At 48.5% G+C, this 26,935-nt stretch carries 33 protein-coding genes, 2 pseudogenes and 1 riboswitch; of the genes and pseudogenes, 32 read left to right on the forward strand and 3 right to left on the reverse strand.

Annotated elements, in window-relative coordinates; genetic code table 11:
- Positions 1 to 121 precede the first annotated feature (121 nt).
- From M0Q40_06875 to M0Q40_06915, 9 genes and pseudogenes are all read left to right on the forward strand, one after another.
- Positions 122 to 238 (forward strand): annotated as a pseudogene (locus tag M0Q40_06875) (phage major capsid protein).
- A 24-nt stretch (positions 239 to 262) separates the two neighbouring features.
- Entirely contained in the window at positions 263 to 538 is a 276-nt protein-coding gene (locus tag M0Q40_06880) for a head-tail connector protein (protein ID MCK9222333.1), read from the forward strand.
- A gap of 58 nt (positions 539 to 596) precedes the next feature.
- The gene (locus tag M0Q40_06885; protein MCK9222334.1) at positions 597 to 866 is read left to right on the forward strand and encodes a phage head closure protein; all 270 of its coding nucleotides are present in this window, start codon (positions 597 to 599) and stop codon (positions 864 to 866) included.
- Between the two features lie 49 nt (positions 867 to 915).
- Complete coding sequence (locus tag M0Q40_06890) at positions 916 to 1,317, forward strand: hypothetical protein (protein ID MCK9222335.1); 402 nt, start codon at positions 916 to 918, stop codon at positions 1,315 to 1,317.
- Positions 1,318 to 1,577: 260 nt separating this feature from the next.
- On the forward strand, positions 1,578 to 1,967 hold the full coding sequence (locus tag M0Q40_06895; GenBank protein MCK9222336.1) for a phage holin family protein: 390 nt from the start codon (positions 1,578 to 1,580) through the stop codon (positions 1,965 to 1,967).
- Positions 1,954 to 2,502 (forward strand): annotated as a pseudogene (locus tag M0Q40_06900) (peptidoglycan recognition protein family protein). The gene M0Q40_06895 and the pseudogene M0Q40_06900 overlap by 14 nt, the downstream one beginning before the upstream one ends.
- Positions 2,462 to 2,680: a LysM peptidoglycan-binding domain-containing protein gene (locus tag M0Q40_06905; GenBank protein MCK9222337.1), complete on the forward strand. Its 219-nt coding sequence runs from the start codon at positions 2,462 to 2,464 to the stop codon at positions 2,678 to 2,680. The pseudogene M0Q40_06900 and the gene M0Q40_06905 overlap by 41 nt, the downstream one beginning before the upstream one ends.
- Before the next feature lie 332 nt (positions 2,681 to 3,012).
- Positions 3,013 to 3,867 carry a tyrosine-type recombinase/integrase gene (locus M0Q40_06910; protein ID MCK9222338.1) on the forward strand — a complete coding sequence of 285 codons (855 nt, stop codon included), beginning with the start codon at positions 3,013 to 3,015 and terminating at the stop codon, positions 3,865 to 3,867.
- A 12-nt stretch (positions 3,868 to 3,879) separates the two neighbouring features.
- Positions 3,880 to 4,629, forward strand: coding sequence for a hypothetical protein (locus tag M0Q40_06915; protein ID MCK9222339.1), 750 nt, complete (start codon positions 3,880 to 3,882; stop codon positions 4,627 to 4,629).
- Positions 4,630 to 4,861: 232 nt separating this feature from the next.
- On the opposite strand, the gene M0Q40_06920 is transcribed toward M0Q40_06915, so the two are convergent.
- Both M0Q40_06920 and M0Q40_06925 read right to left on the reverse strand, forming a co-directional pair.
- Positions 4,862 to 5,728, reverse strand: coding sequence for an IS3 family transposase (locus M0Q40_06920; protein ID MCK9222340.1), 867 nt, complete (start codon positions 5,726 to 5,728; stop codon positions 4,862 to 4,864).
- 59 nt (positions 5,729 to 5,787) lie between these two features.
- A complete protein-coding gene (locus tag M0Q40_06925; protein ID MCK9222341.1) occupies positions 5,788 to 6,099 on the reverse strand; it encodes a transposase in 312 nt (103 codons plus the stop codon).
- A 281-nt stretch (positions 6,100 to 6,380) separates the two neighbouring features.
- Between M0Q40_06925 and M0Q40_06930 the strand changes: the two genes are divergently transcribed.
- On the forward strand, positions 6,381 to 7,622 hold the full coding sequence (locus M0Q40_06930; GenBank protein ID MCK9222342.1) for a flagellin: 1,242 nt from the start codon (positions 6,381 to 6,383) through the stop codon (positions 7,620 to 7,622).
- A 372-nt stretch (positions 7,623 to 7,994) separates the two neighbouring features.
- A complete protein-coding gene (locus tag M0Q40_06935) occupies positions 7,995 to 8,420 on the forward strand; it encodes a hypothetical protein (GenBank protein MCK9222343.1) in 426 nt (141 codons plus the stop codon).
- A 775-nt stretch (positions 8,421 to 9,195) separates the two neighbouring features.
- On the opposite strand, the gene M0Q40_06940 is transcribed toward M0Q40_06935, so the two are convergent.
- On the reverse strand, positions 9,196 to 9,399 hold the full coding sequence (locus M0Q40_06940) for a hypothetical protein (protein MCK9222344.1): 204 nt from the start codon (positions 9,397 to 9,399) through the stop codon (positions 9,196 to 9,198).
- An 884-nt stretch (positions 9,400 to 10,283) separates the two neighbouring features.
- Here M0Q40_06940 and M0Q40_06945 point away from each other — a divergent pair.
- The 21 genes from M0Q40_06945 (at position 10,284) to fliP (ending at position 26,923) form a co-directional block, all read left to right on the forward strand.
- Complete coding sequence (locus M0Q40_06945) at positions 10,284 to 10,634, forward strand: flagellar protein FlaG (GenBank protein ID MCK9222345.1); 351 nt, start codon at positions 10,284 to 10,286, stop codon at positions 10,632 to 10,634.
- Between the two features lie 11 nt (positions 10,635 to 10,645).
- Positions 10,646 to 11,989 (forward strand): flagellar filament capping protein FliD, encoded by a 1,344-nt coding sequence (gene fliD, locus M0Q40_06950; protein MCK9222346.1) that lies wholly within the window; start codon positions 10,646 to 10,648, stop codon positions 11,987 to 11,989.
- Positions 11,990 to 12,014: 25 nt separating this feature from the next.
- Entirely contained in the window at positions 12,015 to 12,350 is a 336-nt protein-coding gene (locus M0Q40_06955; protein ID MCK9222347.1) for a hypothetical protein, read from the forward strand.
- A gap of 12 nt (positions 12,351 to 12,362) precedes the next feature.
- Positions 12,363 to 12,731 (forward strand): flagellar export chaperone FliS, encoded by a 369-nt coding sequence (gene fliS / locus M0Q40_06960; protein MCK9222348.1) that lies wholly within the window; start codon positions 12,363 to 12,365, stop codon positions 12,729 to 12,731.
- 307 nt (positions 12,732 to 13,038) lie between these two features.
- Positions 13,039 to 13,127, forward strand: a riboswitch (cyclic di-GMP riboswitch).
- A 94-nt stretch (positions 13,128 to 13,221) separates the two neighbouring features.
- Positions 13,222 to 13,611: a flagellar basal body rod protein FlgB gene (gene flgB, locus M0Q40_06965; GenBank protein ID MCK9222349.1), complete on the forward strand. Its 390-nt coding sequence runs from the start codon at positions 13,222 to 13,224 to the stop codon at positions 13,609 to 13,611.
- A 3-nt stretch (positions 13,612 to 13,614) separates the two neighbouring features.
- Positions 13,615 to 14,058, forward strand: coding sequence for a flagellar basal body rod protein FlgC (flgC, locus tag M0Q40_06970; protein ID MCK9222350.1), 444 nt, complete (start codon positions 13,615 to 13,617; stop codon positions 14,056 to 14,058).
- A gap of 15 nt (positions 14,059 to 14,073) precedes the next feature.
- Positions 14,074 to 14,364, forward strand: coding sequence for a flagellar hook-basal body complex protein FliE (gene fliE, locus M0Q40_06975; GenBank protein MCK9222351.1), 291 nt, complete (start codon positions 14,074 to 14,076; stop codon positions 14,362 to 14,364).
- 25 nt (positions 14,365 to 14,389) lie between these two features.
- Positions 14,390 to 15,928 carry a flagellar M-ring protein FliF gene (fliF, locus tag M0Q40_06980; protein MCK9222352.1) on the forward strand — a complete coding sequence of 513 codons (1,539 nt, stop codon included), beginning with the start codon at positions 14,390 to 14,392 and terminating at the stop codon, positions 15,926 to 15,928.
- 1 nt (position 15,929) lies between these two features.
- Complete coding sequence (gene fliG, locus M0Q40_06985) at positions 15,930 to 16,952, forward strand: flagellar motor switch protein FliG (protein MCK9222353.1); 1,023 nt, start codon at positions 15,930 to 15,932, stop codon at positions 16,950 to 16,952.
- Complete coding sequence (locus M0Q40_06990; protein ID MCK9222354.1) at positions 16,945 to 17,670, forward strand: FliH/SctL family protein; 726 nt, start codon at positions 16,945 to 16,947, stop codon at positions 17,668 to 17,670. Before fliG ends, M0Q40_06990 begins: the two co-directional genes overlap by 8 nt.
- Positions 17,671 to 17,681: 11 nt before the next feature.
- Entirely contained in the window at positions 17,682 to 18,989 is a 1,308-nt protein-coding gene (locus M0Q40_06995) for a FliI/YscN family ATPase (GenBank protein MCK9222355.1), read from the forward strand.
- Positions 18,990 to 19,017: 28 nt separating this feature from the next.
- Positions 19,018 to 21,636, forward strand: a complete 2,619-nt coding sequence (locus M0Q40_07000) for a flagellar hook-length control protein FliK (protein MCK9222356.1) — start codon at positions 19,018 to 19,020, stop codon at positions 21,634 to 21,636.
- 12 nt (positions 21,637 to 21,648) lie between these two features.
- Positions 21,649 to 22,053 (forward strand): hypothetical protein, encoded by a 405-nt coding sequence (locus M0Q40_07005; protein ID MCK9222357.1) that lies wholly within the window; start codon positions 21,649 to 21,651, stop codon positions 22,051 to 22,053.
- Between the two features lie 13 nt (positions 22,054 to 22,066).
- Positions 22,067 to 22,429, forward strand: coding sequence for a hypothetical protein (locus tag M0Q40_07010; GenBank protein MCK9222358.1), 363 nt, complete (start codon positions 22,067 to 22,069; stop codon positions 22,427 to 22,429).
- A 79-nt stretch (positions 22,430 to 22,508) separates the two neighbouring features.
- The gene (locus tag M0Q40_07015) at positions 22,509 to 23,372 is read left to right on the forward strand and encodes a flagellar hook-basal body complex protein (protein ID MCK9222359.1); all 864 of its coding nucleotides are present in this window, start codon (positions 22,509 to 22,511) and stop codon (positions 23,370 to 23,372) included.
- A 50-nt stretch (positions 23,373 to 23,422) separates the two neighbouring features.
- Positions 23,423 to 24,232 (forward strand): MotA/TolQ/ExbB proton channel family protein, encoded by an 810-nt coding sequence (locus tag M0Q40_07020; GenBank protein ID MCK9222360.1) that lies wholly within the window; start codon positions 23,423 to 23,425, stop codon positions 24,230 to 24,232.
- On the forward strand, positions 24,216 to 25,013 hold the full coding sequence (locus tag M0Q40_07025) for an OmpA family protein (GenBank protein MCK9222361.1): 798 nt from the start codon (positions 24,216 to 24,218) through the stop codon (positions 25,011 to 25,013). Before M0Q40_07020 ends, M0Q40_07025 begins: the two co-directional genes overlap by 17 nt.
- Complete coding sequence (locus M0Q40_07030; protein ID MCK9222362.1) at positions 24,997 to 25,455, forward strand: flagellar basal body-associated FliL family protein; 459 nt, start codon at positions 24,997 to 24,999, stop codon at positions 25,453 to 25,455. The genes M0Q40_07025 and M0Q40_07030 overlap by 17 nt, the downstream gene beginning before the upstream one ends.
- A 19-nt stretch (positions 25,456 to 25,474) precedes the next feature.
- Positions 25,475 to 25,813, forward strand: a complete 339-nt coding sequence (locus M0Q40_07035) for a FliM/FliN family flagellar motor switch protein (GenBank protein MCK9222363.1) — start codon at positions 25,475 to 25,477, stop codon at positions 25,811 to 25,813.
- A complete protein-coding gene (locus tag M0Q40_07040) occupies positions 25,810 to 26,175 on the forward strand; it encodes a flagellar biosynthetic protein FliO (GenBank protein ID MCK9222364.1) in 366 nt (121 codons plus the stop codon). Before M0Q40_07035 ends, M0Q40_07040 begins: the two co-directional genes overlap by 4 nt.
- The gene (gene fliP / locus M0Q40_07045; GenBank protein ID MCK9222365.1) at positions 26,162 to 26,923 is read left to right on the forward strand and encodes a flagellar type III secretion system pore protein FliP; all 762 of its coding nucleotides are present in this window, start codon (positions 26,162 to 26,164) and stop codon (positions 26,921 to 26,923) included. Before M0Q40_07040 ends, fliP begins: the two co-directional genes overlap by 14 nt.
- Positions 26,924 to 26,935 lie beyond the last annotated feature (12 nt).

Here is a 26,935-nt window from a genome sequence, read left to right on the forward strand (position 1 = left end):
ACGTTCTTCCCAAAGCTGACGTTTGTCTTGGGTCACCACACCAGTCACCTCGCTAAGTTATGATGGTTCGATTATCCCACCACAACAAAACTGGTGCTATGTGGGTTAGCTTTGACGTTTACGTCTCAATGAGCTGTATGCTGTTACTGGACAAGTCGGTTTCATTGCGACCCAACGGGTTGATGGAAAGCTAATTCTTCCAGAATCGATTAAATATCTGCAGATGAAAGCTTCCTAAGTTAGAGTTAGGCAGGTGAGGGTTTTGGCGGTTTCTTTGGAGGAAGCAAAACTTTATTTGAGGGTTGATGGCGGTGAGGAGGATGCGCTCATCGCCGCCCTTATTGAAACGGCAAGTGAGCTGTGTGAAGGGGTGCTCAGAATGAGCCTTGAGGATTTTGAAGAAACCCCCAAATCGGTAAACCAAGCGATACTGTACATCACCGCAAACTTGTACGAGCATCGAGAAGAACTTGACATGAAGGTAGTGGAGGATGTTGTAAAAAGATTGCTGTCTCCATTTCGGAAAGAAGGTTGGTGATTATATTAACATCGGTGATCTTAGACACAGGATAGCTATCCTGGAGTTCACAACCTACATGGATGAATGGGGGAATCAGATTTCAGACTGGATTGAGACTGATCATCTTTGGGCTAGGGTTTCTAACATTCATGGCCGGGAGTACTTTGCAGCAGCTGCAGTCCAATTAGAAAAGATGCTTGTTTTTACCACTAGATACAGAGAAGGTTTGGATGAATCGATGCGGATACGATTCCAGGGACGCGATTATGATATCAAGTTCGTTGATAACATTAAATACCAAAACAGGTATATGGAAATCAAGGCTATGTTGACCGATGCCCAGTAGACAATCGAAAACATACCGGTTGTGACCGTTTAAGAAGAGGTGGTGAAGAATGGATCTATTGGTGGAGCTAACCAAGCTTGTGCTTCCCTTTGTGGGAGTTATGTTGAGTTTTGCTGTGGCCTACGGTGCAGAGTTTTTCAGACAGAAGTCAAAGAGTGAGGTAGCAAATCGGGCAATCAGCTCTGTTGAAAATATAGTACAGGCGGCGGTGCTTGAAGCGCAACAGACTGTGGTTGATAACCTAAAAGATTTAAATGGCGGCAAACTTACCGATGAGGAAAAAGTGCAGATTAAGAGTAGTGTGCTGGCTGCTGTAAAAGCTCGATTGACTGAGGAAACGATTAATGAGTTAAGAGGAATAACCGCTGATGTAGAAGGGTATCTGACCAGCTTAATTGAGTCCCATGTCCATATTCACAAAGAATTCCGTGGTGTTATTGGGGGAAAGTAGCAGGGCCTTCGCTTTCTCTTGGTCCGATTGCAATTAGAACCACTAGCGATGGTGGATTGGGTATCCAGTATGAATCAGGGAATTTGCTAGATGGGCGATTGCTGGCGGCCATATCTGTGAGTAGGGAGCGAGGTCCTAGCTTTGGTTTTCAATGGAAAAAAGTATTTTGAGGAACGTCTGTTTTCGGGCAGGCGTTCTTCTATTTTGCCCACGAAAGAGGTGGTCTAGGTTTGCGGGAAATATGCAAGCATCTGCAATTTATGTTTGCAGGTCTTGGTGCCTGGTTGGGGTGGTTCTTAGGCGGCTATGATGGCTTTATCTACGCTTTAGTTGCGTTGGTGACCATCGATTACATTACTGGCGTCATGCGAGCTTTTGTTGAGAAGCAACTATCAAGCGAAATCGGGGCGAGGGGTATTGTCAAAAAGGTGCTCATATTCACTCTTGTGGGCATAGGGCACACCATAGACAGTCAGGTACTTGGCGGTGGTAATGCGATTCGTACTGCCGTCATTTTCTTTTATCTAAGTAACGAGGGAATCTCTATTCTGGAGAATTCCGTTGCCATGGGACTACCCATTCCCGACAAGTTGAGAACGGTACTAGAGCAGCTACGTTCGGAGGGGTCTAAGACAGATGAACCTAAATAGGCTGTATCTCACAAAAAACGAGTGCTATCGTGCGGGGCAAATCATAACCCCAAAAGGAATTATGGTTCATAGCACCGGAGCCAACAATCCACATTTGAAACGGTATGTAGGGCCTGATGATGGAAAGTTGGGTGAGAATGTTTATAGAAATCATTGGAATCAAGCTCGACCAGATGGCAGACAGGTGTGTGTTCACGCTTTCATCGGTAAGCTCGCTGATGGCAGCATTGCCACCTATCAGACCTTACCCTGGAATTATCGCGCTTGGCATGCGGGAGGAACAGCTAATAACACTCATATCAGCTTTGAGATCTGCGAGGATGATTTGACCGATAGTGTGTATTTCAACGCGGTCTACAAGGAAGCAGTGGAGCTTTGTATCTATCTCTGCGATAAGTTTGGATTAGACCCTGAGAATATCGTTGACCACAGTGAGGGGTATAAAATGGGAATTGCCAGCAATCACAGCGATGTCATGCACTGGTTCCCTAGGCATGGAAAGACGATGGATAAGTTTCGAGCAAGCAGTAGAAGGTGAACTGAACAGCAGAACTACGTACGAGGTCTATACAGTCAAGCCTGGCGATACACTTTGGGGCATAGCAGAAGCCAAGCTTGGAGTTGGAAGTCGGCATCCCGAGATAAAAAGGCTTAATAGCTTGGAGGATGATACACTCCACTTAGGTCAGAGATTACAAGTTCCAAAACAGTAGAACAGTCCCGCGGTATGGTGCTTTTCCATTCCGCGGGACTCTTTTTTTACGCCCAACCCGTCCGTTTCACACCTTTCCTGTGGCTTATAGTGAGCATGCGCATGTTAATAGCATGTTTAATGTTGGGACTGCCATGGCCCATAAGAAGGTGGGAATTTGAGAAAAAACGCCTGCTGAATGGCCGTTTATCTTGCCACATTGTCTTGACTTTATCGCTTACAAAAGTGATGTATATAGGTAGGAAGGGGGGAGGCAGAGCACTTTTGATGTAATAATGCCCGGTTATTGGGCGGTTGTTCGTCGATGCCATTAAAAGAGGAAGGTGAGAAACTATGCTTTTTGGTACCGCATTGGAGGGGTACAGGTTATCACTTAGGCAGCAGGAGAAGAGTGAAAGGACAATAAAGGGATACCTGCAGGATTTAAAGTTTTTTGAAAATTGGCTGCAACAAGTATGGAATGGGCCGGTATACCTTGATGACGTTACATTTACTGATGTTGAAAAGTTCCTGACCTTTCTAAAGGAAAAGAGGTCGTATAAACCTGCTAGCCGCAGGCGTATAGCTTCAGCCTTAAAAAGTTTCTTTAGATATGCTTGGAAGCGTGAACTGTGCAGAACAGATATAGCGTCGGACATCGAGGACATTAAGTATGTCCCCACCGAACGAGAATTTCTTTCTGAAGAGGAAGCGTTACGCTTTATTGAAGAAATTGATCACGAATTGGTGAAGGTGTTTACCGTTACGTTGCTCTATACTGGAATGAGGATCTCCGAAGCCTTAGCGCTCACAATTGATGATGTGGATATGGACACCGATTGGATTCATATTCGTAATGGCAAAGGCGGCAAAGCGCGGAGCATACCCATTAACAGGAAGCTAAAGGATAAGCTAGAGGACTATGTCCAATGGCGGACACCATCCAAACAGTTTTTTGCTACCAAAAAAACCGGCACCCTTTCTTCTGGTACCGTCCAAGCAGTCATTCGGGAAACAAGAGAACGACTGGGCTGTAAGAAGAAGATAACACCCCACGTTTTTCGGCATTCCTTTGCAAGCGAACTTGTCAAGAAGGACGCGAACATTGTCAGCATTTCGAAGTTACTTGGCCACTCCAACCTCAAGACGACTTCCGTTTACACTCACGTATCCCAAAATCAGCTGATAGATGCGATTGCGAGACTGTAAGGGAGGGTTGGTATGGTGGAATTCAGTACTAATGCGGAGAAAGCGGAATATGTTGTCCGCAGTATTGACTCTGGCAAGGATGCCGATACGGTAGCCAGAGAACTAGGATATAAACATGCGAGATCCCTGGACGTTTTTATGCGCAGGGAAGGTTACTATAAGGAAAAAGGACGGAACAACTATGTTCCTACGAGTGTTAAGAGGGAGGACGGTGCGCCAACCAAGGCGAATCCCTCAGCAAAGGCCCTAACCGTAATGGCTCTGTACAAAGATAAGCAGTTAACGCCTAAAGAGATCGCTCGTGAGGTTGGTTTCGAGAACCTAAGGGAGATGGCTGATTACATGAAGTCTAAAGGTTTCGTTTGGGACACAGGTCGAAGCAATTATGTACCAGAGAAAGTGATTGCATCGGAAGAGCCTGTCTTAAACGGCATTACAGAGGAAGTCACAATTAGCGAATCTGTAGAAGTCCATGCCATCAAGGATTACTTGCTCTTACTGCAGTATCTAGAAAGTCGTAAGGAGAAACTTGTGCAACTTCTGGAGTCGGATATCTCTGGAAACCTTCCGAGGTACGTGGTGCCAGGCGTCTTTATTACGAAGTCAGTCCATATGAGCAATCAACTTGACCAGATGATTAGAGATTACAGCGCGGAGAATAACATGTCTCAAAGAGATATTTTTGAAATCGCCTTGATTGATTTCTTCAAAAAGTATGGTTACCGGAGAGAGGTAGAGGTGTTACTAACGAAAACGAATTGAAGGCCAGCGGAACCCCTGCAGTTACTGCAAATGTTGTAGTAGCTGCGGGGGTTTGTTATTGTTATCTGCATATAGTTGTGATAGACGGATGCTGGAGCCAGGGATTGATCGGAAACCGTTCGCCTGAGTTGTTTATTGGCGCCTTGACCCCCTAGTTTTGGAGAATATGCTTGTACTTCATTTACATATCGCATGATTGCTTCGTATTTCTACCAGTTGCACATTACCCATCTTAAGCGGCCTTGAGTGCTTCTTTGATATGACGATTCTTCAGATAATAGGACAGCGGCGACACATACCCAAGACTACCATGACGCCGGCGATTGTTGTAGTAATCCAGGTAAGCGGTCACTTCGCGATATGCGTCCTGGAAGGTCTCGAATTCATGTCTGCTGTAGCATTCATCCTCCAGAATACTGTGGAACGACTCTATATACGCATTGAGATTTGGTGTATTAATCGGGATTCTTTCATGGTTAATCCCCAATCTATCTAGTGTTTCTGTAAACTCCTTGGCCCTAAACTGCGGTCCATTATCGCTGCGAAGGGTTAATTGTCCGGGTTCAATGTTGCGCTGCTGAGCGGCGATTTCAACGGTTTTGGCAGCATCTTTTGCTTTAGCACTGAGGCCAATATGACTTCCTACAATGCATCGATCGAAAATGTCGATGATTGAAATCTGGTAAAATAACTGGTTGGTACCGTGTATATAGCCGTACTTAAGGTCTATCTCCCAATGTTGATTGGGCCTTTCAGCTTTCCGCTTGCGGCCCGGCTTGATAGGGCGGCATGGTTTTATCACTCTTCTGGGCCGCAGGATGTCGAGTTCCTTACATAGACGGTACACCTTCTTGCGGTTAATTCTCAACCCATAGGTTTCTCTCAGCTCAATTGTAAGTTTCTTGTAACCATAAGGAAAACCGTCTCCTGTAACCAACTCCAGTAGCATTCGTTTAATTGTCTCGTCATCAACCCGTTCGCCCTGTGTGTTAAGGCTATAACCCGGTATTGGTCTGCCTGGCTTTCGTGGCTCTGTTCGTGGCTGTTTTGATTTTATTCTAGCATAGTAAGTGGACTCGTTGAGGCCGACAGAGCGCAGGACGGTCCTTACAGAATAACCCTCCTGGGTCCACTCTTGAGCAATGGTTGCCCTGTCGGCTATTTGGGGTTTACTGTGTTAAGTAGATCCCGGAGTATTGCTATCTCAAGCTCCTTTTCTGCCACCAAGCGCTTGAGTCTATCATTTTCAGTACTGACCTTCTTCAGTTGCTCAGACATTGCTTTCACATTAGCCAGCTCACCACGCTTAAGGCTCCTAACAGTGCCCAACTCTCGGTACTTCCTCAGCCAAGTATGGATGGTGTTGGGAGAAATCTCATAGCGCCTGGCAACAAGTGAGACATTCCCTACTTCTTGGCACTCTTGAATGATCTTCTCCTTGAACTCATCAGAATACTGGCGTGACTTCATTTGAAAACCCTCCCTGACTCAATACTATCATAGTGCAAAGGGTTTCTCCAAACTCATTGCGGGGCCTATAGGTTGGCAGTGTGGCATTAAAAACAAATAATAAACTCACTTCCTATAACCTTGGATTACCAAAGGCAAATCATGTATTGATTCGATAATCCTTTGATTGTCCAATGGCACAAATTGAAAATCGCTTGAAACGAGCATGATTCGTTAGAAGCCCATGGCGTGGGGGTTACGGACATAATGCGTTTCCGTATATAATAAGGAAGTCTTTTTCTGTGTCACAGGGGAAGAAGATTCAACGTCAGTTGGGTGCTAATCAAGCTGGTGCTGCAAGGTCCATGGAAAAGCTCTCCTCGGGTTTGCGGATCAACCGAGCTGGAGACGACGCTGCAGGTCTGGCTATCTCAGAGAAGATGAGAGGGCAGATTCGGGGCTTGAAACAGGCTAGCCGCAATGCTCAGGATGGCATTTCCATGATTCAGACCGCTGAAGGTTCTTTGAACGAGACTCACTCCATTCTTCAAAGAATGCGGGAATTGGCAGTTCAGTCAGCCAATGACACCAATACAGCTGCAGACCGTGCAGAGCTCCAAAAGGAAGTTGACCAGTTATCACAGGAGCTTTCCAGAATCGGTGCAAACACGGAGTTCAATACACAGAAACTGCTCAATGGTAGCTTCAAAGGGATTTTCCACATCGGGGCAAATGAAAGCCAAAGCTTGACTCTAGCAATAGATGATATGCGTGGATTTGCATTAGGAGTAGCTGGGGATGCTAAGCTCAAACTGACAGCCGATCCTACAGGGACAACGGACTTTGTTGATGGAACGTACGAAGTGAAAGAGAGTGCCACCGCAGGTGAGTTTGACCTCGTGGACAAGGATGGTAACGTGATTGCTACAAGTAATGACGGAGCGGGTAAAGTATTTGCATCAACTGGTGGTGCAACTGAAACCCTTACTTTTACCGAAGCGGTTACTACCGGAACCGTAGTAATAGCAGAAGGGACCGCTTCCGCTACAGCGTCCGTAACCAATGCAGGTTTACAGGCTGGTACCTATACGTATGATGCAACCGCCGGTGGATTAGTTGACGGTAATGGTCAAGTCGTGGCAAAATCCACGGATGGCATAACATTTAGTAGCTTAGATGGTGCTACCACTCTTATTACCTTCAGTGCGGCTCTTGCTACAGGCGACGAGTTTTCTGTTGGCGGCATCGATGTTTCATCTCAAGGTGCAGCAGATGCAGCAATGACAGCCATTAACAATGCAATCGAGACCGTATCTGCTGAGAGGTCCAAATTGGGCGCTACTCAAAACCGTTTGGATCATACCATTGCTAACCTTGGAACCTCTGCAGAGAATCTCCAGGCTGCTGAATCAAGAATTCGTGATGTAGATATGGCCGAAGAGATGATGGCTTTTACCAAGTTCCAGATTCTACAGCAGGCCTCTACAGCTATGCTTGCACAGGCTAACATGGCACCGCAGTCGGTACTGCAGTTGCTTGGATAGGATAAATAGTTTCAGTATTACAGGCGGCCCTGGGATATCCTAGGGCCGCTTTCAACTAACCAGTGATACTTGGAACCCTTTCATTAAGGGGGAGGGCAGAGGTTGTGCCAAAACCAATATTTCAGACACTTGATTCATGAGACAGTTTCCCAACTACCAGATAGAGCGGCGTATCGACATTTTCTTTGGATATTATCTCAAAGAAATCGTAGAAAATCAATTATCGAACAGAAATGGGAAACCGGTTAGGCTCCAGGAAACGATTATCCCTGAGTTTCCCATCAGGAAGTCGTTGGTACTGAAGATGGCACCAACCGGTCTGTCAAGGTGGATTATGTCCTTTTCTCAGAGCAGCCAAAAGGGGTCATTTTCTTGAAACTGAAGACGGATAGGGCAGGGGGAAACCTTACACATGAGTATCTTTCTGAGATTGCGGGACAACCTTTTGTATGGGTTCTAGAGAGTCTGAAAGAGATATTCCTCGGGACGAATCATAGATGCAAGTATCTATACCTGTTCCAGCAGCTGCAGAAAGCAGGGTGTGTGCGGCTCCCGGATGACCTGGAATCTAGTCTGAGGGCTTCTAGTTGCACAACCAAGTCCCTAATTCGCGAGATCAAGGTTATTAAGAGCGATGCGAAGATCAACGTGATCTACATTATGCCTAAGCAAGACCTAAAGCTTTTGGGAGATTACATCACTTTCAAAGAGATCTCCGAGTTGTTAGGGAAGCAGGACAATGATGCTATGGCAACAGAGTTTGCGAGCCATCTTTTACGGTGGCAAGAAGGTCCCTAACGGTGACTCTGATAAGCCCTGATACCCATGAGACTTAAGAAGCCTACTTGATAGTTGAGGGCAGCTTTCCATATCCACTTAGTATGTACTGCTTCATTGTTTTCAGCAGAGATAATCTAGTCAACCACTCACAGAGGAATTGTTACTATATATGAGCACACTACTATCCCTACCCCAAAGCTAAATCGGCCCTGCATAGAGCCCGTTCTGGTAAGCATAGTGTCCGTAGCGGGTAAGCCGTATGTTTATGAACTCGCCATGGCGTATACCCCTGACGAAGATGCCGCGGAAAGACTAGTCAACACGATTGCACCTTTGTTCCAGCAACCAACGACTTACGCCTTAGCGGAGAGTAGATCCTTGCGGAATACAAAACACAAAGCAGTGTAGAGAAGAAGTTTCAGCAGCTAAAATCTCCCCACCTTGTTAACTCACTCTATCCAAAAGACCCGTCTCCGCATAGAAACCGTCGCATATATGCGCCCTATAGCCATGATGATTCTGTCAGTAGTGGAACGGGTAGCCCGTCGGGAAATCAAATAAGAGGATGCTATGGTAATCGGTCCCGGTGGCGTAAAGATGACCCAGCCAACCCTGAGAGCTATCTTGGGTATGTTCAACTTAGTTCAGTATAACAGAATCATTTACAAGAATCGGGTAATAAACGATCGAAAGGCGGTCAATGGAGTAGGCTAAAGCAAATATGTCAATTGGGGAAGTGGCGTCTTCGCCGAGTTGCTTCCTTAATTGGATGGCTCTTTTCCGTAAGTCTAGTTTATCCATTGGCATGATTACCCTCAAGCAATTGGGTCATAAAGTTGCAATTCAATGCAATCTTATTTATGGCACTGATTGCTTCCAGATTCTCCTCACTAATTTTGCTTGCACGAAGCGCAAAGTTCAACGGTTTTGCCGGTTGTTTCGCATCTTCAAAGGCAGATACCTGCACTCCATATAAAGCGGCTAGTTTGTCAAGCATATCGGAAGTAAGCGCTCGTTTTCCTCAATATTACTTTGTGTAAAGCTGGCATGTTCACGCAAGGCTTTCAACTTTAAACCAATGTTTCCACTCTATTGCTTATAGTGACCCCTTTTCTCTGACTATATTATATGCGAGCGGTGTCATAAAACCAATGGGTGGGGCATCGAACTTTATGACAAGGGCTTTCGAGTCATCCTATGGTTCGCATAAACGAAGGCGAATACTTACAATACAACAGACAAACAGACATAGCATTTCTGCGGGCTACTAGGTGTCTTTAGTAGTATACTGTTGTAGCTATTTGGCCCAAACCATTAATTGCGGACAGTCTTCGGCCCTTTCGGGGTCTGTTAGCTGTGACTTCGATTGACCACCTCAGCCAAGACAGTAGCACTGGTTACGTTATCTGCATCAAGCGCTCCGCTCCTGTTACAGAACGATTACCAATGAGACATAACCATTCGGGTATCGTACTAAGACTATCAGTGAATACGAGGGCTATCTGGAGGTGCTGCGCCACGGGTTTAGGTGCTTCGGCAAGACCTTTTGGTTTGCTTACTCTGTCTAGCCAGTGATTGAAATCCGGAGACTAACGATTGCATAACGCGGATATCTTAACCATACTAGTCAAGTTCGGTACGCCAAGGCAGCATACCAAAACCTGGGCATGCCCACTATGGAATAGAAGAATCTAAAGAAGTCCATTCTTCATCTGTTACTACCGAGACATCTACAACGGTATTCACTGCTCCGAACCGTTTTTCGCGTAGACTGCTTAGACCATTGCAGCAACGCAGGCTAAACATTGCCCTTCAAAAACCGATATATCCTACATAACAACCTAATGATTCCGCCGCCGCAATTAAAGAGGTGTCAAGCACATGCAAATAAAGCCTGCGAGCGAAATCAAGGCGGTATCTAGTGTAGCAAACAACCTAGAAACACAGCATAAACAACTACCGAGCGAACGCAACGGGACGAAGGTTCATCAGCAAATCAGGCAGCCTGGCATAGGTGAGATAGAAAACGGCACCAAGCAGCTGCAAGCTATTGTTTCTACATTCAACAAACGTCTGAAATTCGATGTGCATGAAGAGACTAACCGAATCTTTGTGCAGGTTATTGACAGTGCCACCGGCGAAGTAATCCGGGAAGTTCCTCCGGTACAGATTTTGGACATGCTGGCCAAGATTTATGAAGTGGTGGGACTCTTAGTAGATGAGCGGGTTTAGGAGGTAGTAAGATGCGTATCGATGGTATTGTATCCGGAATAGATACTGAAGCGTTGGTTACACGACTAATTGAATTGGAGAAGGGGCCGATTCTGCGCCTTTACAGTGAGCGAACCAAGACCCAAAGGCTTCAGGATGCTTGGCGTACCCTCAATACACGCCTGCTAGCCCTCGAGAATACTATCAAGGACCTAAAGCTGAGCAAGACCTTTACCAGCAGAAAGGTCACATCGTCAAATGAGGGTACAGCTACCGCTGCAGCGGCAGCCAATGCTGTGGCTGAATCCTATCGGGTGGAAGTTGAGCAACTGGCCAAAGCCGATCGCGTTGCCTCCAACCGGTTTGATGATGTAGATACTTCCCTTGGATTACAAGGTGAGTTTACTGTCAATGGCAAGACCATTACCGTGACTGCAGAACATAATCTCAAGGATATCCAGGACATCATTAACCAGGTGGAGGATCTTGGTGTAAACGCAAAGATTGTGGACAACCGTCTCATCTTAGCTGGTGCAAAGACAGGTACAAAGCACGGCATCACCGTAACTGATCCCGATGGCCTTCTCCAAGAACTTGGTGTTCTGACCGAAGAGCCGACCCCTACCTTTCAGCATCACATTCAAAAGGCTCAGGATGCCATTGTGCATATTGATGGTCTTACAGTCACACGGAGCACCAATGTGATCGACGATGCGGTGCAGGGAGTAACTTTTACCCTCAAGGATGTCGGTAGTACAGATATTACCGTTAAGATCAACACCCAAGAGACTGTGGACAAACTAAAGACCTTTGTCAACCAGTATAACGCCCTCTCAGAGTATCTGCAGCAAGGGCAAAGCCGAGACGAAGCCACTGAGACAGTTGGTATCTTCTTCGCGGATAGTACCGCCAGAACGCTCCAATCGGCTCTGCGCCGGACCATTACCGATGTTATGGGACATGGTGACTTCCACTCAATTGCAGACTTAGGTATCGAGGTCGACCGCTATGGTAAGATGAGTCTTGATGAGAAGAAGTTGGTTGCTGCTTTAGAAGAGGATGCCGAGAAGGTACGCACCTTCTTCTACGATGGAGACAAGGGACTAGCATCCCGGGTTCAGGACTTTCTTGCAGACTACACCAAAAGTTACGACGGGGTGATCGCCAACAAGCAGGATTACCTAACGAAGCGTACGAAGGATATTACGAAGCAGATTGAAGCACAAGAAGACCGGCTCGAGCGGAAGAAAGAGTCCTTATATCAGCAGTTTACCGCGATGGAGAAGGTACTCTCCGAGTTGATGGGCCAAAGCGATTGGCTTGAAGCCCAGCTTACCAGCCTAAACAGTCTGGCTTCGCAAAGAACCCGTCGCTAAAGCCTTAGAGAAAAGGAATCGATCAATGTCTAAGAACCAGACGCTACTAACATTGTTCAAACAGCTACATGCCCTAACCCTAGAACAAAGCAAGTGGATTGGTCAGGGAGATTACGATAAACTACAGGAACTAGTAGATAAAAAGCAAGATTTAATGGAGAGCATCGATGGATTAGGCGATGTTCCCATCGAAGATGTGGATCAGATTAAGGACCTGCTGCTTCAAATACAAAGCCTTGATCGGGTTAACGAGAAAGAGGTACTGGCAAAGTACATCGATACCTGTGTTCAGCTTACTGAGCTAAATAAAGGCTCAGAACACCCTAAACCACAGGCACGGTTTTTAGATAAACGGGCCTAGGAGGTGAGGAATGTGTTCAATCCCCAAAACGCCTATGTTCAGTCTCAGGTGATGACCCAAAAACCTGAGAAATTAGTCCTACTTGTCTTTGAGGAAATACGAAAGGCCCTACGAAGGTCCCTTGTGGCTTTACGCCGAAAGGAACTTGAGGCAGCCCATAAAGATCTCGTTCGGGCACAGGATTTGCTAGGAGAACTATCCGCTGCCTTGGATCCGGAATATGAGATCAGTATCGCCATGGGGCAGCTTTATGATTACCTTAGTCAAAGAATCTTAGCAGCAAACATCTCAAAGAATCCTCAAGATATCGAAGAAGTACTCCCCTTCATTGAAGAGCTTAAAGATACATGGTCTGCAGCTATTGAGCATGTAAGCAGATAAAAGTACCCCCTCCCCTAAGGCCTGCAAATCCATTGGATTGGCAGGCCGTTTTTCTTGTTTATCCTTGGTTCAGCAAATTTTCGGTAAAATCTAGCAGGAATTCCATTATTACCGTCGAATAATAATTATAACCGTCGTGAAATGGGAGAAACGGGACTAATAGCATAGGGAAAACCGGGATGTCGAGTGTTAATAGTCCGACTTGAGTCCTACTTTTGCTGGATATTTACTTTCTTTGTTCATGAAAGAAGGGTTTTGGTAGATTTTAACGAATATTAAATATATGAACTGAACATAATCTAAAGCTCAACGATAAAGGCAAACCCATCGTGAGGTGGGGACGCAAAGCCACGGGTCTATCAATGGATGATCGGGATAGGTAGCCGGGTTACCGAAAGAGGCTTCTTTTATCTAAAGGCAGTCTAGATCCTTTATTGTTGTGATTTAGACTGCCTTTTTTGTATTTACTCAGTCAGGAGTTGATCGCACGATGCAAACAAGAGCCATCACTAACTTAGAATACGCGCTGGATGTTGCGGCGGCACGGCATGAGGTCATCGGCGATAACATCGCCAACATTCACACGCCAAAGTACCGGCGGAGGGAAGTACTGTTTAAAGAATCCTTAAAACAAGCTTTAGGAGAGACTACGAATCTACGGATTGTGGGTACCAACGAACGGCACATCGGATCCCGCCTTAATACCGGCCCGATCATAAAAGAAGTGCGGACAAGCATCCGCCAGGACGGGAACAATGTGGACTTAGAGTATGAGAATGCTGCCCTAGCAAAGAACACGGTGTTTTACCAAGTCACGTCCCAGGTTCTGTCCAGTCAGTTTCGGATGCTCCAATATGCGATTTCCGAAGGGAGACGGTAAGTCATGGGTTTTTTCAGCTCCTTTGACGTGAGTGCTTCTGCCCTTACCGCAGAACGGTTACGGATGGATGTGATCTCGGCAAACGTAGCTAATGCCCAATCTACACGAACTGAAACCGGTGATGTGTATCGAAGAAGGCTTGTGGTGTATCGACCGGCAAGCTACGCCCCAAGTTTTGCCCAAATTCTTGCAGGTCTCCAAGGGGATAAGGCCGCGGTGTCCGGGGTAAGGGTAGATAAGATCGTGGAAGACAACTCGGATTTTCGTCGAGTTTATGAACCGGGTCATCCCCATGCCGATGAACAAGGCTATGTAACCTATCCTAATGTGGATGTCATCCGGGAAATGGTGGATATGATTGGGGCGGTGCGTGCATACGAAGCTAATGCTGCAGTTATTCAAGCGGGAAAGACCATGGCCCAATCGGCCTTACAGATCGGCAGATAAGGAGGTTACGTGCTCATGATCGTGGAGAACATTCGACCACTACAACTACAGATTCAACAGCCCCTAAATAGGATAGATGGGCAAGGCAGTAGCTTTGCAGATTTGCTAAAAGAGGCGGGGAAGGACTTGCTTGTGAGTCAGAAGCAGGCCCACCAGGAAGCCCTAGATCTAGCATCGGGCCAGACGGATAATTTGCACGGGGTAATGGTGACCATGCAGAAGGCGGAGCTGAATCTACAGCTTGCCATTCAGGTACGAAACAAGGTTGTGGAAGCATACAACGAGATTATGCGGATCCAAGTCTAAATTACTCAAGGATTGAGTGGCATCTATGGAAATGTTTCAACAGCTAACAGCTAAGCTCAAAGCTTTGCCCCGGTCGGCTAAGATCGGCTATGGTCTAGTTTCACTACTTGTCGTTTGCACGATTATTGGTCTTTCCCTTTGGGCGGGACACAAGGACTTGGTACCATTGTTTACCGGGCTTGAGTCTAAGGATGCAGGTGAGATCTTAAGAAAGCTTGATGAACAAGGCGTATCATACAAGCTTACGGATCAAGGAACAACTATCCTAGTTCCCCAAGAACAGGTCCATAAACTAAGGCTCGAGCTTGCTGCCGGGGGGTTACCTAGCGGCGGAGTAGTAGGTTTTGAAACGTTTACGGAATCAAGCATTGGTAGTACTGAGTTTGACCGGAAAGTGAAATACACATGGGCACTCCAAGGGGAATTGGTCCGCACCCTCAAGCAACTAGACGAAGTTGAAGACGTGCGGGTTCACCTGGTCATTCCAGAGCAGAGCATCTTCCTAAGAGATCGCTACGAGCCCACCGCTTCGGTGCTAGTGAAGCTTCGGCCGAACAAAGGACTAAGCGATTGGCAGATCCGGGGGATTGTCAATCTGGTAGCCAGCAGTGTCGAAGGGATGAAGCCCAAAAACGTTACTGTTGTAGATACCCAAGGAAATACCTTATCCGCGATTATTGGCGAAGAGGGTGCTTTCCAGCTATCAGGGCAGCAGCTGTCAACCCAATTCCAGCTGCAACAACAATATGAAAGGCATCTAGAAGATCGGTTACGGTCACTTCTAGAGCAGGTGTTTGGATTTGGTCGGGTGGTGACCCGGGTCAATGTAGCCATGGACTTCGATTACCGGGAGACTACCAGCGAGACCTTCGACCCTGGTGAAGAGGGGCAGCTTATTCGCAGTGAGCAGGTCTATGAGGAGACCTTCCGGGGAACCGCAGAGGTACCGGGCGGTGTGGTGGGTATTAGTGCTAACATACCGACCTACGAACAGACCGATGAGAATACCATTGGTGATTATGCCAAACGGGACGCCACAAGGAACTATGAGTTAAATCGACAGATCGAAAAGACGGTGATTGCTCCGGGAAAGATCACCAGCTGCTCAGCCGCAATTTGGGTTGATGGGGAGCTCACCCCGGAACTTGAAGATAGCATTCGGACGACGGCGATGGCTATTCTTGGTGGCAGTGAGGATACACCCTATACTCTCGCGGTATATTCTACCGCTTTTGCGCCGACGTTGTTTGATCAACTAGATATGTTGGAGGATCCGGTGCCCGAGGTAGGACCCAAGCGATTGCCGTGGATCTTGCTTGGGGTGGCCCTTGTGGTCATTCTCATTCTTATGATTGTTCTCTTGCGACGGAAGCCAGCACCGGTAGAGGAGGCACCAATGCCCGAATGGTTGAAGGCTGCCTTTGAAGCTGCCCCAACGGACGCAGTCCCGAAAGAAGAGCCTAGTGTTCAGTACGACCTACAAAAGGAAATTGCCGAGATGTATAAGGAAAATCCAAGTCAAGTGTTAGATGCACTACGGGCCTGGTTAATGGAGGATCGATAAAATGGCAAGAGTGCTAGCTGACCAGTCCCGCATGTCGGGGTTAGAAAAGGCAGCGGTATTAATGATTTCCCTTGGACCGGAGATATCCGCAGCGATGGTGCGGCAACTAGATGAGACCAATGTGGAAAGGCTGGCAGCAGAGGTTGCCTCAACCAAAAGTGTAGATATGGAAACCAGGAAGGAGGTCCTGGAGGAGTTTCGGGATATGTGTGTGGCCTTCGATTACGTGGCTCGGGGTGGTATTGATTATGCCCGGTCGGTTTTGGAGAAGGCCGTTGGAAGACAGGAAGCCGAGGAGATCCTATCAAGGCTAAACAGTCGGTTTCAGCAGCGTCCCTTTGAGTTTGCGAGGCGGGCTTCGGTGGACCAACTGCTGAGTTTCCTAGAAGGTGAGCATCCCCAGACCATTGCCCTGACATTGTGTCATCTTAGTCCCGGTCAGGCGGCGGCGATTTTAGCGGAGCTACCACCGGAGCAACAGGCCACTGTGGCCAAACGGATTGCTAACATTGAACGGATTTCTCCTGAGGCCATTGCCCTAGTGGAACAAGCCTTAAGAGAAAAGCTTTCCTCCTATGAGGGACAACATGTGAACATATCCGGTGGAGTAGATGCCATTGTTGACATCCTAAACCGTGTTGATCGAACGACGGAAAAGGCTATTTTGGATCGACTAGCGCAAAACGATCCGGATCTAGCCGAAGAGATCAAGGAAAGGATGTTCGTCTTCGAGGATATTGTTTTCCTAGACGACCGGGCTATTCAACGGGTACTGCGGGAAGTAAGTCCGAGAGATGTGGCCTTGGCTCTAAAGACGGCCAGCGAGGATGTGGCCAACGTTATTTTCCAGAACATGTCCTCCAGGGCGGCCGATGCCCTCAAGGAGGATCTAGAAGTAATGGGTCCGGTGCGGCTGCGGGAAGTGGAAGAAGCCCAGGGACGGATCGTAAATATTATCCGGCGGCTTGATGAATTAGGCGAGATTGTCATTGCCCGGGGAGGGGAGGATACGGTCGTTGTCTAGTCTAGTGAAGAATGAATATGTGTTAAGGGACCATTATCAAGAGTCTACCTATGCCCTACATCCCAAGGGTGTGCAGACACTCGAGGAAATGAAAAGAAATCTAGAAGTAGAGTACCGAAAACTGAATGAAAAGAAACAGAAAATGCAAGGGGAACTAGCCGGTAGGCAGGAGGCCATGTTGGCCGAAGCGAGAAGCCAAGCAGAGCAGATTATTGTCGAGGCTAGGGCAGCGGGAGATAGGATTCGACAAGAAGCAGAGCAGGAAGGATGGGCCCAAGGGCAGATGCAAGGCTACGAAGCAGGCCAGGCAAAGGCCAACAAGCTAATCGACCAGGCCAGGCGAATCGTAGAAGCTGCCGCGGAGGAGCGGCGACGTCAGATGGCAAGCCTTGAGCAAGATCTGATCAAGCTTGTATGCGAGATCGCCGGCAAGCTTGTATCTTACCGTGCGGAATTCGATCCGCGGATCGTCGAGGGGGTCGTGCACGGGGTGCTCGCTGCGGCCGGCGAAGCCACGCGCATTACCCTGCGGGTACATCCGGATCAAGTTGAGGTTATCGATGACCTTACGCTAAACCTTGGGTACAAGGTAGAAGTTGTGCCCGATGATTCCCTACGGCTGGCCGATTGTTTCCTAGAGTCGGACCTCGGGGATTTTGATGGACGTATTACAAGTCAGGTGATCCGCCTTGAGCAAAGGCTGACGGAAACGGCCTAGGAGTGTAGACGATGGATCTTTTAGGGAAGTATCGTCCAATAATCAAGCAAACCGATCCCATCCTGCGATTGGGCAAAGTCACCCGGGTAGTAGGTATCTGCGCCGAATCCCTCGGCCCAGATGTACAGGTGGGGGAGTACTGCCAAATTGAGACCTTCGATGGGCAAGGCACAATTGGTGCCGAGGTTATTGGTTTTAGAGACGGTCGGATCCTGCTGATGCCCCTAGATGATATGGATGGAATTAAGCAGGGAAGTCTGGTTATTGCCACCGGATGGCCTTTGCGCATCCGTGTCGGCCCGGATCTACTTGGACGGGTTATTGATGGTTTAGGGCGACCCATTGACGGCAAAGGTCCCCTCGTCGGTCCTTGGCAAACGATTAATGCCGCCTCGCCGGATCCATTAAGTCGGGAGGTCATCGATGAGCCTTTGTCTATGGGTATTCGCGCCATTGATGCCACCCTAACCGTTGGTAAGGGGCAACGAATTGGCATTTTCTCCGGGAGTGGTGTTGGCAAAAGTACCTTGGTAGGCATGATTGCCCGCAATTGTGCAGCGGATGTGAAGGTGATTGCCTTAGTGGGTGAGCGTGGTCGGGAGGTTAGGGAGTTTTTGGAGAACCAGCTAGGAAGCTGTCAGGAAACATCGGTGGTGGTTGCTGCCACCAGTGATGCACCACCCCTAATCCGCCTGAAGGCTGGCTTTACAGCTACCACTATTGCAGAGTACTTCCGCACGCAAGGTGCCGATGTGCTACTAATCATGGATTCAGTTACGCGGCTGGCCATGGCCCAAAGGGAGATCGGATTAAGTGCTGGTGAACCTCCCACCACGAGAGGCTATACACCTTCCATGTTCAGTTTACTGCCAAAGCTGATGGAACGGGCAGGAAAGGCTGAACAGGGTAGCATTACGGGGATTTATACGGTGCTGGTAGAAGGAGATGACTTCAATGAACCAGTTTCGGACACAGCCCGGGGCATCCTCGATGGCCATATTGTTCTCAGTCGTAGACTGGCGGAACAGGGTCACTTTCCGGCCATTGATGTTCTGGCAAGCATTAGTAGGTTGATGCCCAAGCTGGTTACTCCGGAACAATTGCATGACTCGCGTAAACTAATCAAGCTTTTAGCCGCGTACCGTGAAGTTGAAGATCTGCTCCAAGTTGGTGCCTACAGAAAAGGGAACAACTCGGATACGGATCTAGCAGTAAAGATGCACGATGCGATCAATGAGTTCCTGCAACAGGACCAGAATGAGGCTGTATCCTTCGAAAGAAGTATCGAAGAGCTCAGAGACTTGCTTGCAGGCATCTAGTAATACATCTAGGGAAGGAGGTGAGTAAATGCATTTGAACTTTGATATACAGTTACTAGAAGGGGTTGGAAAGGAGGTTGTGCCAGAACTACAGAGGTTCTCCCCTAAGACGGAGTTTCAACTGAAGCTTAAGGCGGTTTTGGATCTCCTTATTAAAGGTGCTGGGGTAGAGCAGCAAGCCTGTCCTGTACCAGATCTAGAAAACCTAGATGAGGAGCTGATTGAAGAAGGGCTCTATGCGTGTCCCTTGTTGGGTTCCCTTCCAGTGGAAATACCGTTAGTAGTCCCTGAAGCCGAGGAGCAGGAATCTGTCACGGCGGTATCCTCAGTGACAGTGCAAGAAATTGCGTCCAAGACATCACTGATTACTCCGGTGGTTAACGCTGATGTGACTTCCCCCTCCATAGGCAGAAGCGGTGAAGTTAACAATTGGCTCCCCGCTGACGGGGACCATACCCAGGAGGGAGTAGTCAACACTCAGGATAAAACCCCGGTACCAGTACAACCGGCTCCAAGGTTCGCAGGAGAAGGAATCTTAGTATCCCGGGAAGGCATGGCTGAATCAGAACTAGTGGGTCCGGAGGAAGAACTGTGGCCCAGGGAGTTCATAGAGGACCAGCTGGTACCAGAAGAAGGTGTAATCTTCGAGGTCCCCTCGCGGACCGAGCCAGTACAGATGCTGCAGTCTCCGAAGATAGCTACTGCTGGGGTATTACTTGAACCCGGCACTACAGATGGGGCTGGGGACCTGCCTTCCCTGCCTAAGGCCGAGTTTGTAACCGCGGGGAAGGAGCCGGCCTTACTTGAACAGACAGAAGGCGAGGCACCTATCGCTAACACCTTTGAGGAGCATATACGCCCTGTTCTTATTCAGGAGGGATCTTTACATACCCAGGGGGAGACTCGTGAGGGGAAAGAGGAGATCATAGTTCCAGAGGTGGACCGAGAACACAGACCCATTTCCCGTGAGGATGTATCTAGGGTAGTTCATCCCGAGGGATCATCAGTGCGGATCATCAAGACGGAACCAGCTGTGGGAGGCTCTCGCCGCTTTGATAGACAGGTGGTAGAGACCACCGAATTGACTAAGACGATGGATATACAGAATTCATCAGAGATGAGGATGGAAACAGTAGAAGATGTCGCATCTTTGGCAAGTTCCCCGGGGTCTATTCCGTGGCCTGACGATCAACAGGTGGAGCCAGCAGAGGACACTATGCCTTGGTCAAGTATGACGGAGGGCGTACACTTAACCGTCCGACACGATGTCTTCCCTGAAGAAGTTAGCAATAGAGTATCAACCGATGCTCCTTCTGTAGAATTGGTGGAGGATGTGCAGGAGGTAGGGGTCTACAGCAGACCAAGTCCCATTGACGAGTCAGGACAGATTCTCCCTGCGTCTGATGGGACTCGTGCAGAGTTGAACGTTACCAATGAAACCTTGGTAGATACCTCCGAGCAGATGAGAACAGGGCATGAGGATGTTCCTTTGGTTGAAGTTAGGGAAGTGGTAGATGCTGTAGTTCCTAGGGTCCTATCCCAGGAAGTAGAACAAAACGCTGATCCCAGAAGCGATAACCCCCAAGTCGTTCGTGCCCAACAGACGATCGGTACTGTAGAAAGGATGAGTAAGAACGAGACAATCCACGAGTCAAGCTCCGTCCCGAAGGGACCAAGTCCTGTTCCGCAGGAAGCTAGGCCTGTTCTAGAGGAAACCTTTCGGTTAGAGCATTATCCGGCAAGTAGCAAGGAGCATAACCCTAAGGGCCCGGGAGAGTTACCGGTACAGGAGCAGCATAGTCTAATCCCCAATGTGAAGGCAAATCGTACCCAAGACCCACTATTTGAAACACAGGAGCCATCGCCAGATACTGTGGTGGCTTTAGACAACTCTTGGGACATGGCGACTGAACCCCAAACTAGGGAAGAATTTCCAGAGCCCTCGTCTGTGGGAAGCATTGGGGCAACTACTACGGAGTATAGCAAGGACAAAGACCAAGATAGCACCCGGGAGGATGCAGGAACCACCAGTGTAGAACTGGAGTCCCGTTCCCAGCGGGTTCACACCAAGGATGCGCGTGGGAGGAAAGAAGGAGTGGTCTTTGAGCGGAAGGCCTTTGCTGGTGAAGTCCCCGAGCCGGAAGAGCCTGTGGAATTAGTCAAGGCGCAGAGCAACATCCCAGACGGTGGGGTTAAGCCCCTCTTTTCCAGGGAAGTAGCCCTTGAGTCTGAACCTAAATCCATCGAGGTAAAGGAAGTAGCCGAGCGGATTGTGCAAGAGGCGCGACTGGTTTCCGAGGGGACAGATCGGTCTTTCCATCTAAGGCTTTCTACGGAGAAGGCCGAGATCAAAGTGATCTTAAGTTTAGTTAATCAAAGGATTACCGGGCGTTTTGTGGTGGAGGAAGCTACCTTGTTTAGAACTTTGGAAAACAGCTTACCTGAGCTGCGGACCAGCCTGCAGCGGATGGGCATTGAGATGGGTTCGATGCAAGCTTTCCTGCATCAGGACTGGGGTCAAGGTAGACATTATCCTGACTACGAACCGGCTTATACCTTTAGTGGATTTCGTTTAGCGGGACATAAGGTAAGAAACATGGTACCTAGAAAGAACCTGATGGGTTCAACCATTAATGTCTTGGCATAAAGGAGGTAAACCATGAGGACATCGGCGGTAAGTCAACTAGTTGGTGGACAAGCTCAAGTGAGCGTTGAGGGCTCATCCTTGGGTGGTGAGGATTTCCTGAAACTAATGCTCACCCAGCTGCAGCTGCAGGATCCCACGGAACCGATGAAAAACTCAGAGCTATTACAGCAGTTTTTGGCGATGGCCAATATCCAGTCCTTAGAGCAGCTTTCCGGGAGTAATCAACGGATTATGGAGGATTCGGCGAAGCTTTTAGGGATGCATCTGTTAGGCCGAGAGGTGACCGTAGTTACCCAAGAGACCTTAGTAACTGGCCAAGTGACGGGACTACGCTACGACGAAGGGAAAGTATTTCTCACTATTGGCGGAGAGAACTATGCTTTAAGCGATGTGGTTGCCTTGGTGGAAAGTCGTTAGGGGGGCACTGCCAATGATTCAAAAAGTCAGTAGCCTTGGTCAACAGACGAGGCTTCAAGATGCCAGTCGTAGGGTGGAAAAGCCCTTTGACCAGATACTAAACCAAACCCTGAACAGGCAAGGGCCCCTCCAGTTTTCGGCCCATGCCCAAAGACGGATGGTAGGTCGCAATGTGAGCTTGACCCAAGAGCAGATGCAGCGATTGGATGAAGCTGTTGGTTGTGCGGCAGCCAAAGGGCTAAGGGAACCTTTGGTGCTCATTGAAGATGTAGCCATGGTTGTAAGTGTGACCAACCGGACGGTGATTACCGTATTAAGGGGAGACGAGGCAAGACAGACAGTATTTACGAATATCGATGGGGCTGTTATTGGCTAGGCTGGACCTTCTTCAAGGAAGTCTATAGCTTCGTCAGAAGGATGGAAGCTACCCGTCAATATACTAAGGAGGTTTACTCATGTTAGGCTCACTTTATACTGGTGTATCGGGAATGCGTACACATCAGCAAAAACTAAACGTAATCGGCAATAACATTGCCAATGTAAACACCATTGGTTTCAAGAAAGATCGGGTTGTATTTCAGGAGATGTTTGCCCGGACCCTGCAGGCTGCCTATGAGCCAGCGGCCCATCGGGGTGGGGTAAACCCCATGCAAGTGGGAACCGGTACAGCCCTCAGTAGTATTGATACCATTCATGAGCAAGGGGACCTTGCTGGCACAGCGCGCATGCTGGATCTAGCCATCCAAGGGGAAGGCTATTTTATCATCGGTCAATCCCAAGGTTTTGTCTACACTCGGGCGGGCTCCTTCGACATCGATGGTGCCGGAAACCTGATTAACCCAGTAACGGGGGGATTTGTACAGGGCTGGAATGCCACCGGTGGAGTAATCGACTCATCCACCGCTCCCACGAATATTACGATTGATCCAAAGCACCTAGGTCTTGGTGGGGGTACTGCAGATGAGAGACTTGAGGCATTAACGGTGGATGACCGGGGTCGCCTCATTGGTGTACTTGCAGATAACACCCCGATAGTCCTTGGACAAGTCGCCCTGGCTACCTTTCCCAATCCAGCGGGACTGAGCAAAGTCGGGGGTACTAGTTTCAGTGAAAGTCTAAACTCAGGCACAGCTCAACTAGGAGAGCCCCAAAGCGGTGGCCGCGGCCGGATCATCCCTGAGTCTTTGGAGATGTCCAATGTGGACTTGGTACAGGAATTTACAGAGATGATCACTACCCAGCGGGGCTTCCAGGCCAATTCCCGGGTGATTACTACATCCGATGAGCTGCTCCAGGAGACGTTGAGTATTAAGCGGTAGTAAGGTTGTGGGTGACCCTTTTGGGGTCACCCTCAAAAGAGGTGTCAGGATTGGATAAATCAACAATAATCGGCATAGTTCTTGGGGTCGTGGTGGTCGCAGGAGGTATCATTACCAGTGATGGCTCCGGGGGGTTCTGGAACTTTCCTTCTTTAGTCATTGTCCTGGGCGGTACCCTAGCTTCCACGGCGATCGCCTATCCTTGGGAACAGCTAAAACGTGTTCCAAAGGCCTTACGACAGGTTCTATCTCCGGACAATCGGGACATCCAGGAACTAATCGATCAGATTATTCAGATGGATGAAATGGCTCGGCGGCATGGACTGCTGGCCTTAGATGAGCAACTAGATACTATCGAGGATCCCTTTTTGCGGAGGGGTGTCATGCTGGTGGTTGACGGTGCAGATAAGGATAACCTCCAGGATGTGTTGGAGGCGGAGATCTTTGGAACCCAGCAGGAGATTGACGGTGATTGTCGGGTTTTCGAGACAATGGCTGGTATGGCCCCTGGATTTGGCATGGTGGGGACCTTGATTGGCCTTATTAACATGCTCAGCAACCTGGAGGATGCTGAATCGGTGGCCCCGGCTATGGCAGTGGCACTAATTACAACGTTGTACGGTGTACTGATGGCCAACCTTATTTTCAGCCCGACCGCGGCTAAGCTTGCCGCCCGGGGTGAGCAAAGACTACGAGGCATGGAAGTAATCCTTGCCGGGGTCATGGGGATCCAAGCCGGAGAGAACCCAAGAAACCTCAGGGAGTCTTTGGAAGTAATAGCTGGCTTGCGGCGGGAGGTGAGCCACCCTGGAACCGAAAGACCAGAGGAAGCGCAGAGCTCGATTGAGTGGCCTGCCTAGGCGTACTAATCAAAATCAATGGTATATTACTTACTCTGATTTGGTCACGTTGCTTTTATGTTTTTTTGTGTTGTTATATAGCTTCTCGACTTTAGATGTGCAAAGGTTTCAGAGTGTTATTCGGGCCTTTCAAAGCATTTTTGGTTCAGGCATTATGGAAGGAAACAACGGGGTTATGGATGATGCCCTAGAGGGTATTCAAATGGAGAACACCGATTATTCAACTACGTTATATGGACTGCTCAGAAGGGATTGGGAACAGCTAGAAGAGATTAGGGAGCAGTTGACGCAAATGCTACAGGTGCGGGGATGGGAAAGTTTTGTTAGTGTACACCGGGAGGAATGGGGATTGGTGCTCCGCTTTAAGGACAGTGTCCTCTTTGAGTTGGGTAAGGCGGATTTGACTCCCGAGGCTTTGAACATCCTGGCGGAGATCAGCATTTTCTTGTCCCGATGGCCCAATCATGTAAGGATCGAAGGCCATACGGACAATTTACCTATACGAAATGAACGCTTCCCCTCAAACTGGGAGCTGTCCACGGCGCGAGCCACTACGGTACTGAGATTCCTGCTGGCGGAGGCAGACTTTGATCCGTTGAAGATCTCTGCGGTGGGCTATGGGGAGTATCGGCCCGTTGCTCCTAACGAAACGCCCGAAGAGCGGCAGAAAAACCGCCGGGTTGACATTGTTATCTTGCGGCAGTCCCTATGGGAGATGAATGATTTTGATATAGATCAGCTATTTATGGGGGAGGCGACAGAAGGTGGCGGAGACGAATAAGACCACTGGACGGTGGGGCTTTATCGTATTAATCGTATGCTTGGCGGTGGGGGTAACCGTTGGGTCCGCTCTGTTTACTTATTACCTCATTCAAGGGAAAGTGCCCTTGCCTGCCTTTGCTAAGAAGGAAGCGGATAAGATGGGCCCAATGGTTAAGTTCGATGAGCTTGTGCTTAATTTCGGTCCTCCCGAGCGACATGGTTACGTTAGGTTCAGGCCAGAACTGGAGCTTTATGAGGCCAAAGGGGTCAAGATAATTGATGATTGGATGCCGGCCATTCAAAATGAGATCATCCTTTATATCCGGGACTGTACCATACAGGACTTTGGTACTAGTGCCAGCCTAAGGAGAGTGGCCGATGACTTGGTGGACAAGTTGAATAACTTGTTACCATCGCCACAGATTGCGAGACTGTATTTCGTCGGTCTTGTCATTCAATAAAAGGTAGGGAGATAGGAACGTGGGAAAGCCACAGCTAGAAGTTCGCCAAGTGAAATTCGCCCAGTTTGCACCGGAATCCGCCGCAGATGTATTTGTCCAAGGGGAGGAAATGATGGATCTGCCGGTGGAGGTAATCTGCGAACTCGGTACAGCCAGCCTATCCATTGAGGAGATCGCCATGCTGAAGACAGGAACGGTGATTGTCCTTAACCGGGGTGCAGGCGAACCCATTGCCCTAAAGGCCAATGGTCGTCAGATTGCCGAAGGCGAGATCTTCCTATTGGATAATCGGCTTACATGTAGAGTGTCTCGGTTGACCTTTGTGCCGAAAAAAGAAGCGAAGGAGATAACTGAGTGAAACTGCCAAGGAAAGCCCTCATCTTTGGAGGCATCGGTCTTGTCGCATTAGTAATCTCGGTGGTAATTCCCAATAAGGGTGATGTTGGGTTTTACCGGCAGATGTTAGTTGTCCTGGCCCTGCTGTTATTCTTGCTTATGGCTCGGGAGCTGTTACTTTGCACCCAAGGGGAGAGTAAGGACAAACGAGGCCAGATCACCATTACCGGATGCCAGAAACTAGGGCCAAGCAGTGGAATTTGCGTGGTAGAGGTATTGGACCATGTGTTAGTTATTGGGTTTACTAAGGAGCAGATTCAGCTACTTTGTGAGCTGCCAAAGAAGGATAGTCAAAAGAAGGAAACTGAAAATGACCAGGGTTGATGTAGCTAAGTATTGTCTCATTTTTGTTGTGGTAAGTATCGTGATGGTGCTAGGGGTGGGATGCGCCTTGGCCCAACCGGAGTCATTCTTAGAACTTATTGATGAGCCCGGTTCCAGGGAGGCCTATGTGGCCCTTGAGATACTAGCGGTGTTAACGTTGTTGTCATTGGCTCCGGCGTTGGTGATCACGGTTACATCTTTTACGCGGATCATAATTGTGTTGTCCTTTCTGCGCAGTGCCCTGGGGACTCAACAGTTGCCACCAAACCAAGTGATTATTGGCATGGCTTTGTTTCTAACCTTTTTTGTAATGGCCCCGGTGGGTCAACAGATTAATGATCTGGCTTTGCAGCCATATCTGGCCGAGGAGATTAGTCTTAGCGAGGCCGCCACCCGAGGCATATCTCCCCTGCGGGATTTTATGTTCTCCTTTACCCGGGAGAAGGATCTAGAGGTTTTTGTGGAGCTGGCTGGGATTGGGGAGCTTTGGGATCAAGATGATGTCCCCACCCATGTACTAGTGCCAGCATTCATGATCAGTGAGTTACGAACGGCTTTCCAGTTGGGGTTTTTGTTGTTTATCCCCTTCCTTGTGATCGATATAATTGTGGCCAGCACCCTGATGTCCATGGGCATGATGATGCTTCCACCGGTGATTATTTCTTTGCCCTTTAAGATTCTGCTGTTTGTGTTGGCCGATGGATGGAATCTAGTGATTAGATCGTTGCTTATGACCTATCAAAGGTAGGGGTGAGCATTC

The organism is Limnochordia bacterium (genome assembly GCA_023230925.1).
In the GTDB taxonomy this organism is placed as follows: Bacteria; Bacillota; Limnochordia; order DUMW01; family DUMW01; genus JALNWK01.

Coding starts and splice junctions, on each gene's coding strand:
- M0Q40_06885 (MCK9222334.1), top strand. CDS start 597: ATGGATGAATGGGGGAATCAGATTTCAGACTGGATTGAGACTGATCAT.
- M0Q40_06890 (MCK9222335.1), top strand. CDS start 916: ATGGATCTATTGGTGGAGCTAACCAAGCTTGTGCTTCCCTTTGTGGGA.
- M0Q40_06895 (MCK9222336.1), top strand. CDS start 1,578: ATGTTTGCAGGTCTTGGTGCCTGGTTGGGGTGGTTCTTAGGCGGCTAT.
- M0Q40_06905 (MCK9222337.1), top strand. CDS start 2,462: ATGGAAAGACGATGGATAAGTTTCGAGCAAGCAGTAGAAGGTGAACTG.
- M0Q40_06910 (MCK9222338.1), top strand. CDS start 3,013: ATGCTTTTTGGTACCGCATTGGAGGGGTACAGGTTATCACTTAGGCAG.
- M0Q40_06915 (MCK9222339.1), top strand. CDS start 3,880: ATGGTGGAATTCAGTACTAATGCGGAGAAAGCGGAATATGTTGTCCGC.
- M0Q40_06925 (MCK9222341.1), bottom strand. CDS start 6,099: ATGAAGTCACGCCAGTATTCTGATGAGTTCAAGGAGAAGATCATTCAA.
- M0Q40_06940 (MCK9222344.1), bottom strand. CDS start 9,399: ATGCTTGACAAACTAGCCGCTTTATATGGAGTGCAGGTATCTGCCTTT.
- M0Q40_06945 (MCK9222345.1), top strand. CDS start 10,284: ATGCAAATAAAGCCTGCGAGCGAAATCAAGGCGGTATCTAGTGTAGCA.
- fliD (MCK9222346.1), top strand. CDS start 10,646: ATGCGTATCGATGGTATTGTATCCGGAATAGATACTGAAGCGTTGGTT.
- M0Q40_06955 (MCK9222347.1), top strand. CDS start 12,015: ATGTCTAAGAACCAGACGCTACTAACATTGTTCAAACAGCTACATGCC.
- flgB (MCK9222349.1), top strand. CDS start 13,222: ATGCAAACAAGAGCCATCACTAACTTAGAATACGCGCTGGATGTTGCG.
- flgC (MCK9222350.1), top strand. CDS start 13,615: ATGGGTTTTTTCAGCTCCTTTGACGTGAGTGCTTCTGCCCTTACCGCA.
- fliE (MCK9222351.1), top strand. CDS start 14,074: ATGATCGTGGAGAACATTCGACCACTACAACTACAGATTCAACAGCCC.
- fliF (MCK9222352.1), top strand. CDS start 14,390: ATGGAAATGTTTCAACAGCTAACAGCTAAGCTCAAAGCTTTGCCCCGG.
- fliG (MCK9222353.1), top strand. CDS start 15,930: ATGGCAAGAGTGCTAGCTGACCAGTCCCGCATGTCGGGGTTAGAAAAG.
- M0Q40_06995 (MCK9222355.1), top strand. CDS start 17,682: ATGGATCTTTTAGGGAAGTATCGTCCAATAATCAAGCAAACCGATCCC.
- M0Q40_07000 (MCK9222356.1), top strand. CDS start 19,018: ATGCATTTGAACTTTGATATACAGTTACTAGAAGGGGTTGGAAAGGAG.
- M0Q40_07005 (MCK9222357.1), top strand. CDS start 21,649: ATGAGGACATCGGCGGTAAGTCAACTAGTTGGTGGACAAGCTCAAGTG.
- M0Q40_07010 (MCK9222358.1), top strand. CDS start 22,067: ATGATTCAAAAAGTCAGTAGCCTTGGTCAACAGACGAGGCTTCAAGAT.
- M0Q40_07015 (MCK9222359.1), top strand. CDS start 22,509: ATGTTAGGCTCACTTTATACTGGTGTATCGGGAATGCGTACACATCAG.
- fliP (MCK9222365.1), top strand. CDS start 26,162: ATGACCAGGGTTGATGTAGCTAAGTATTGTCTCATTTTTGTTGTGGTA.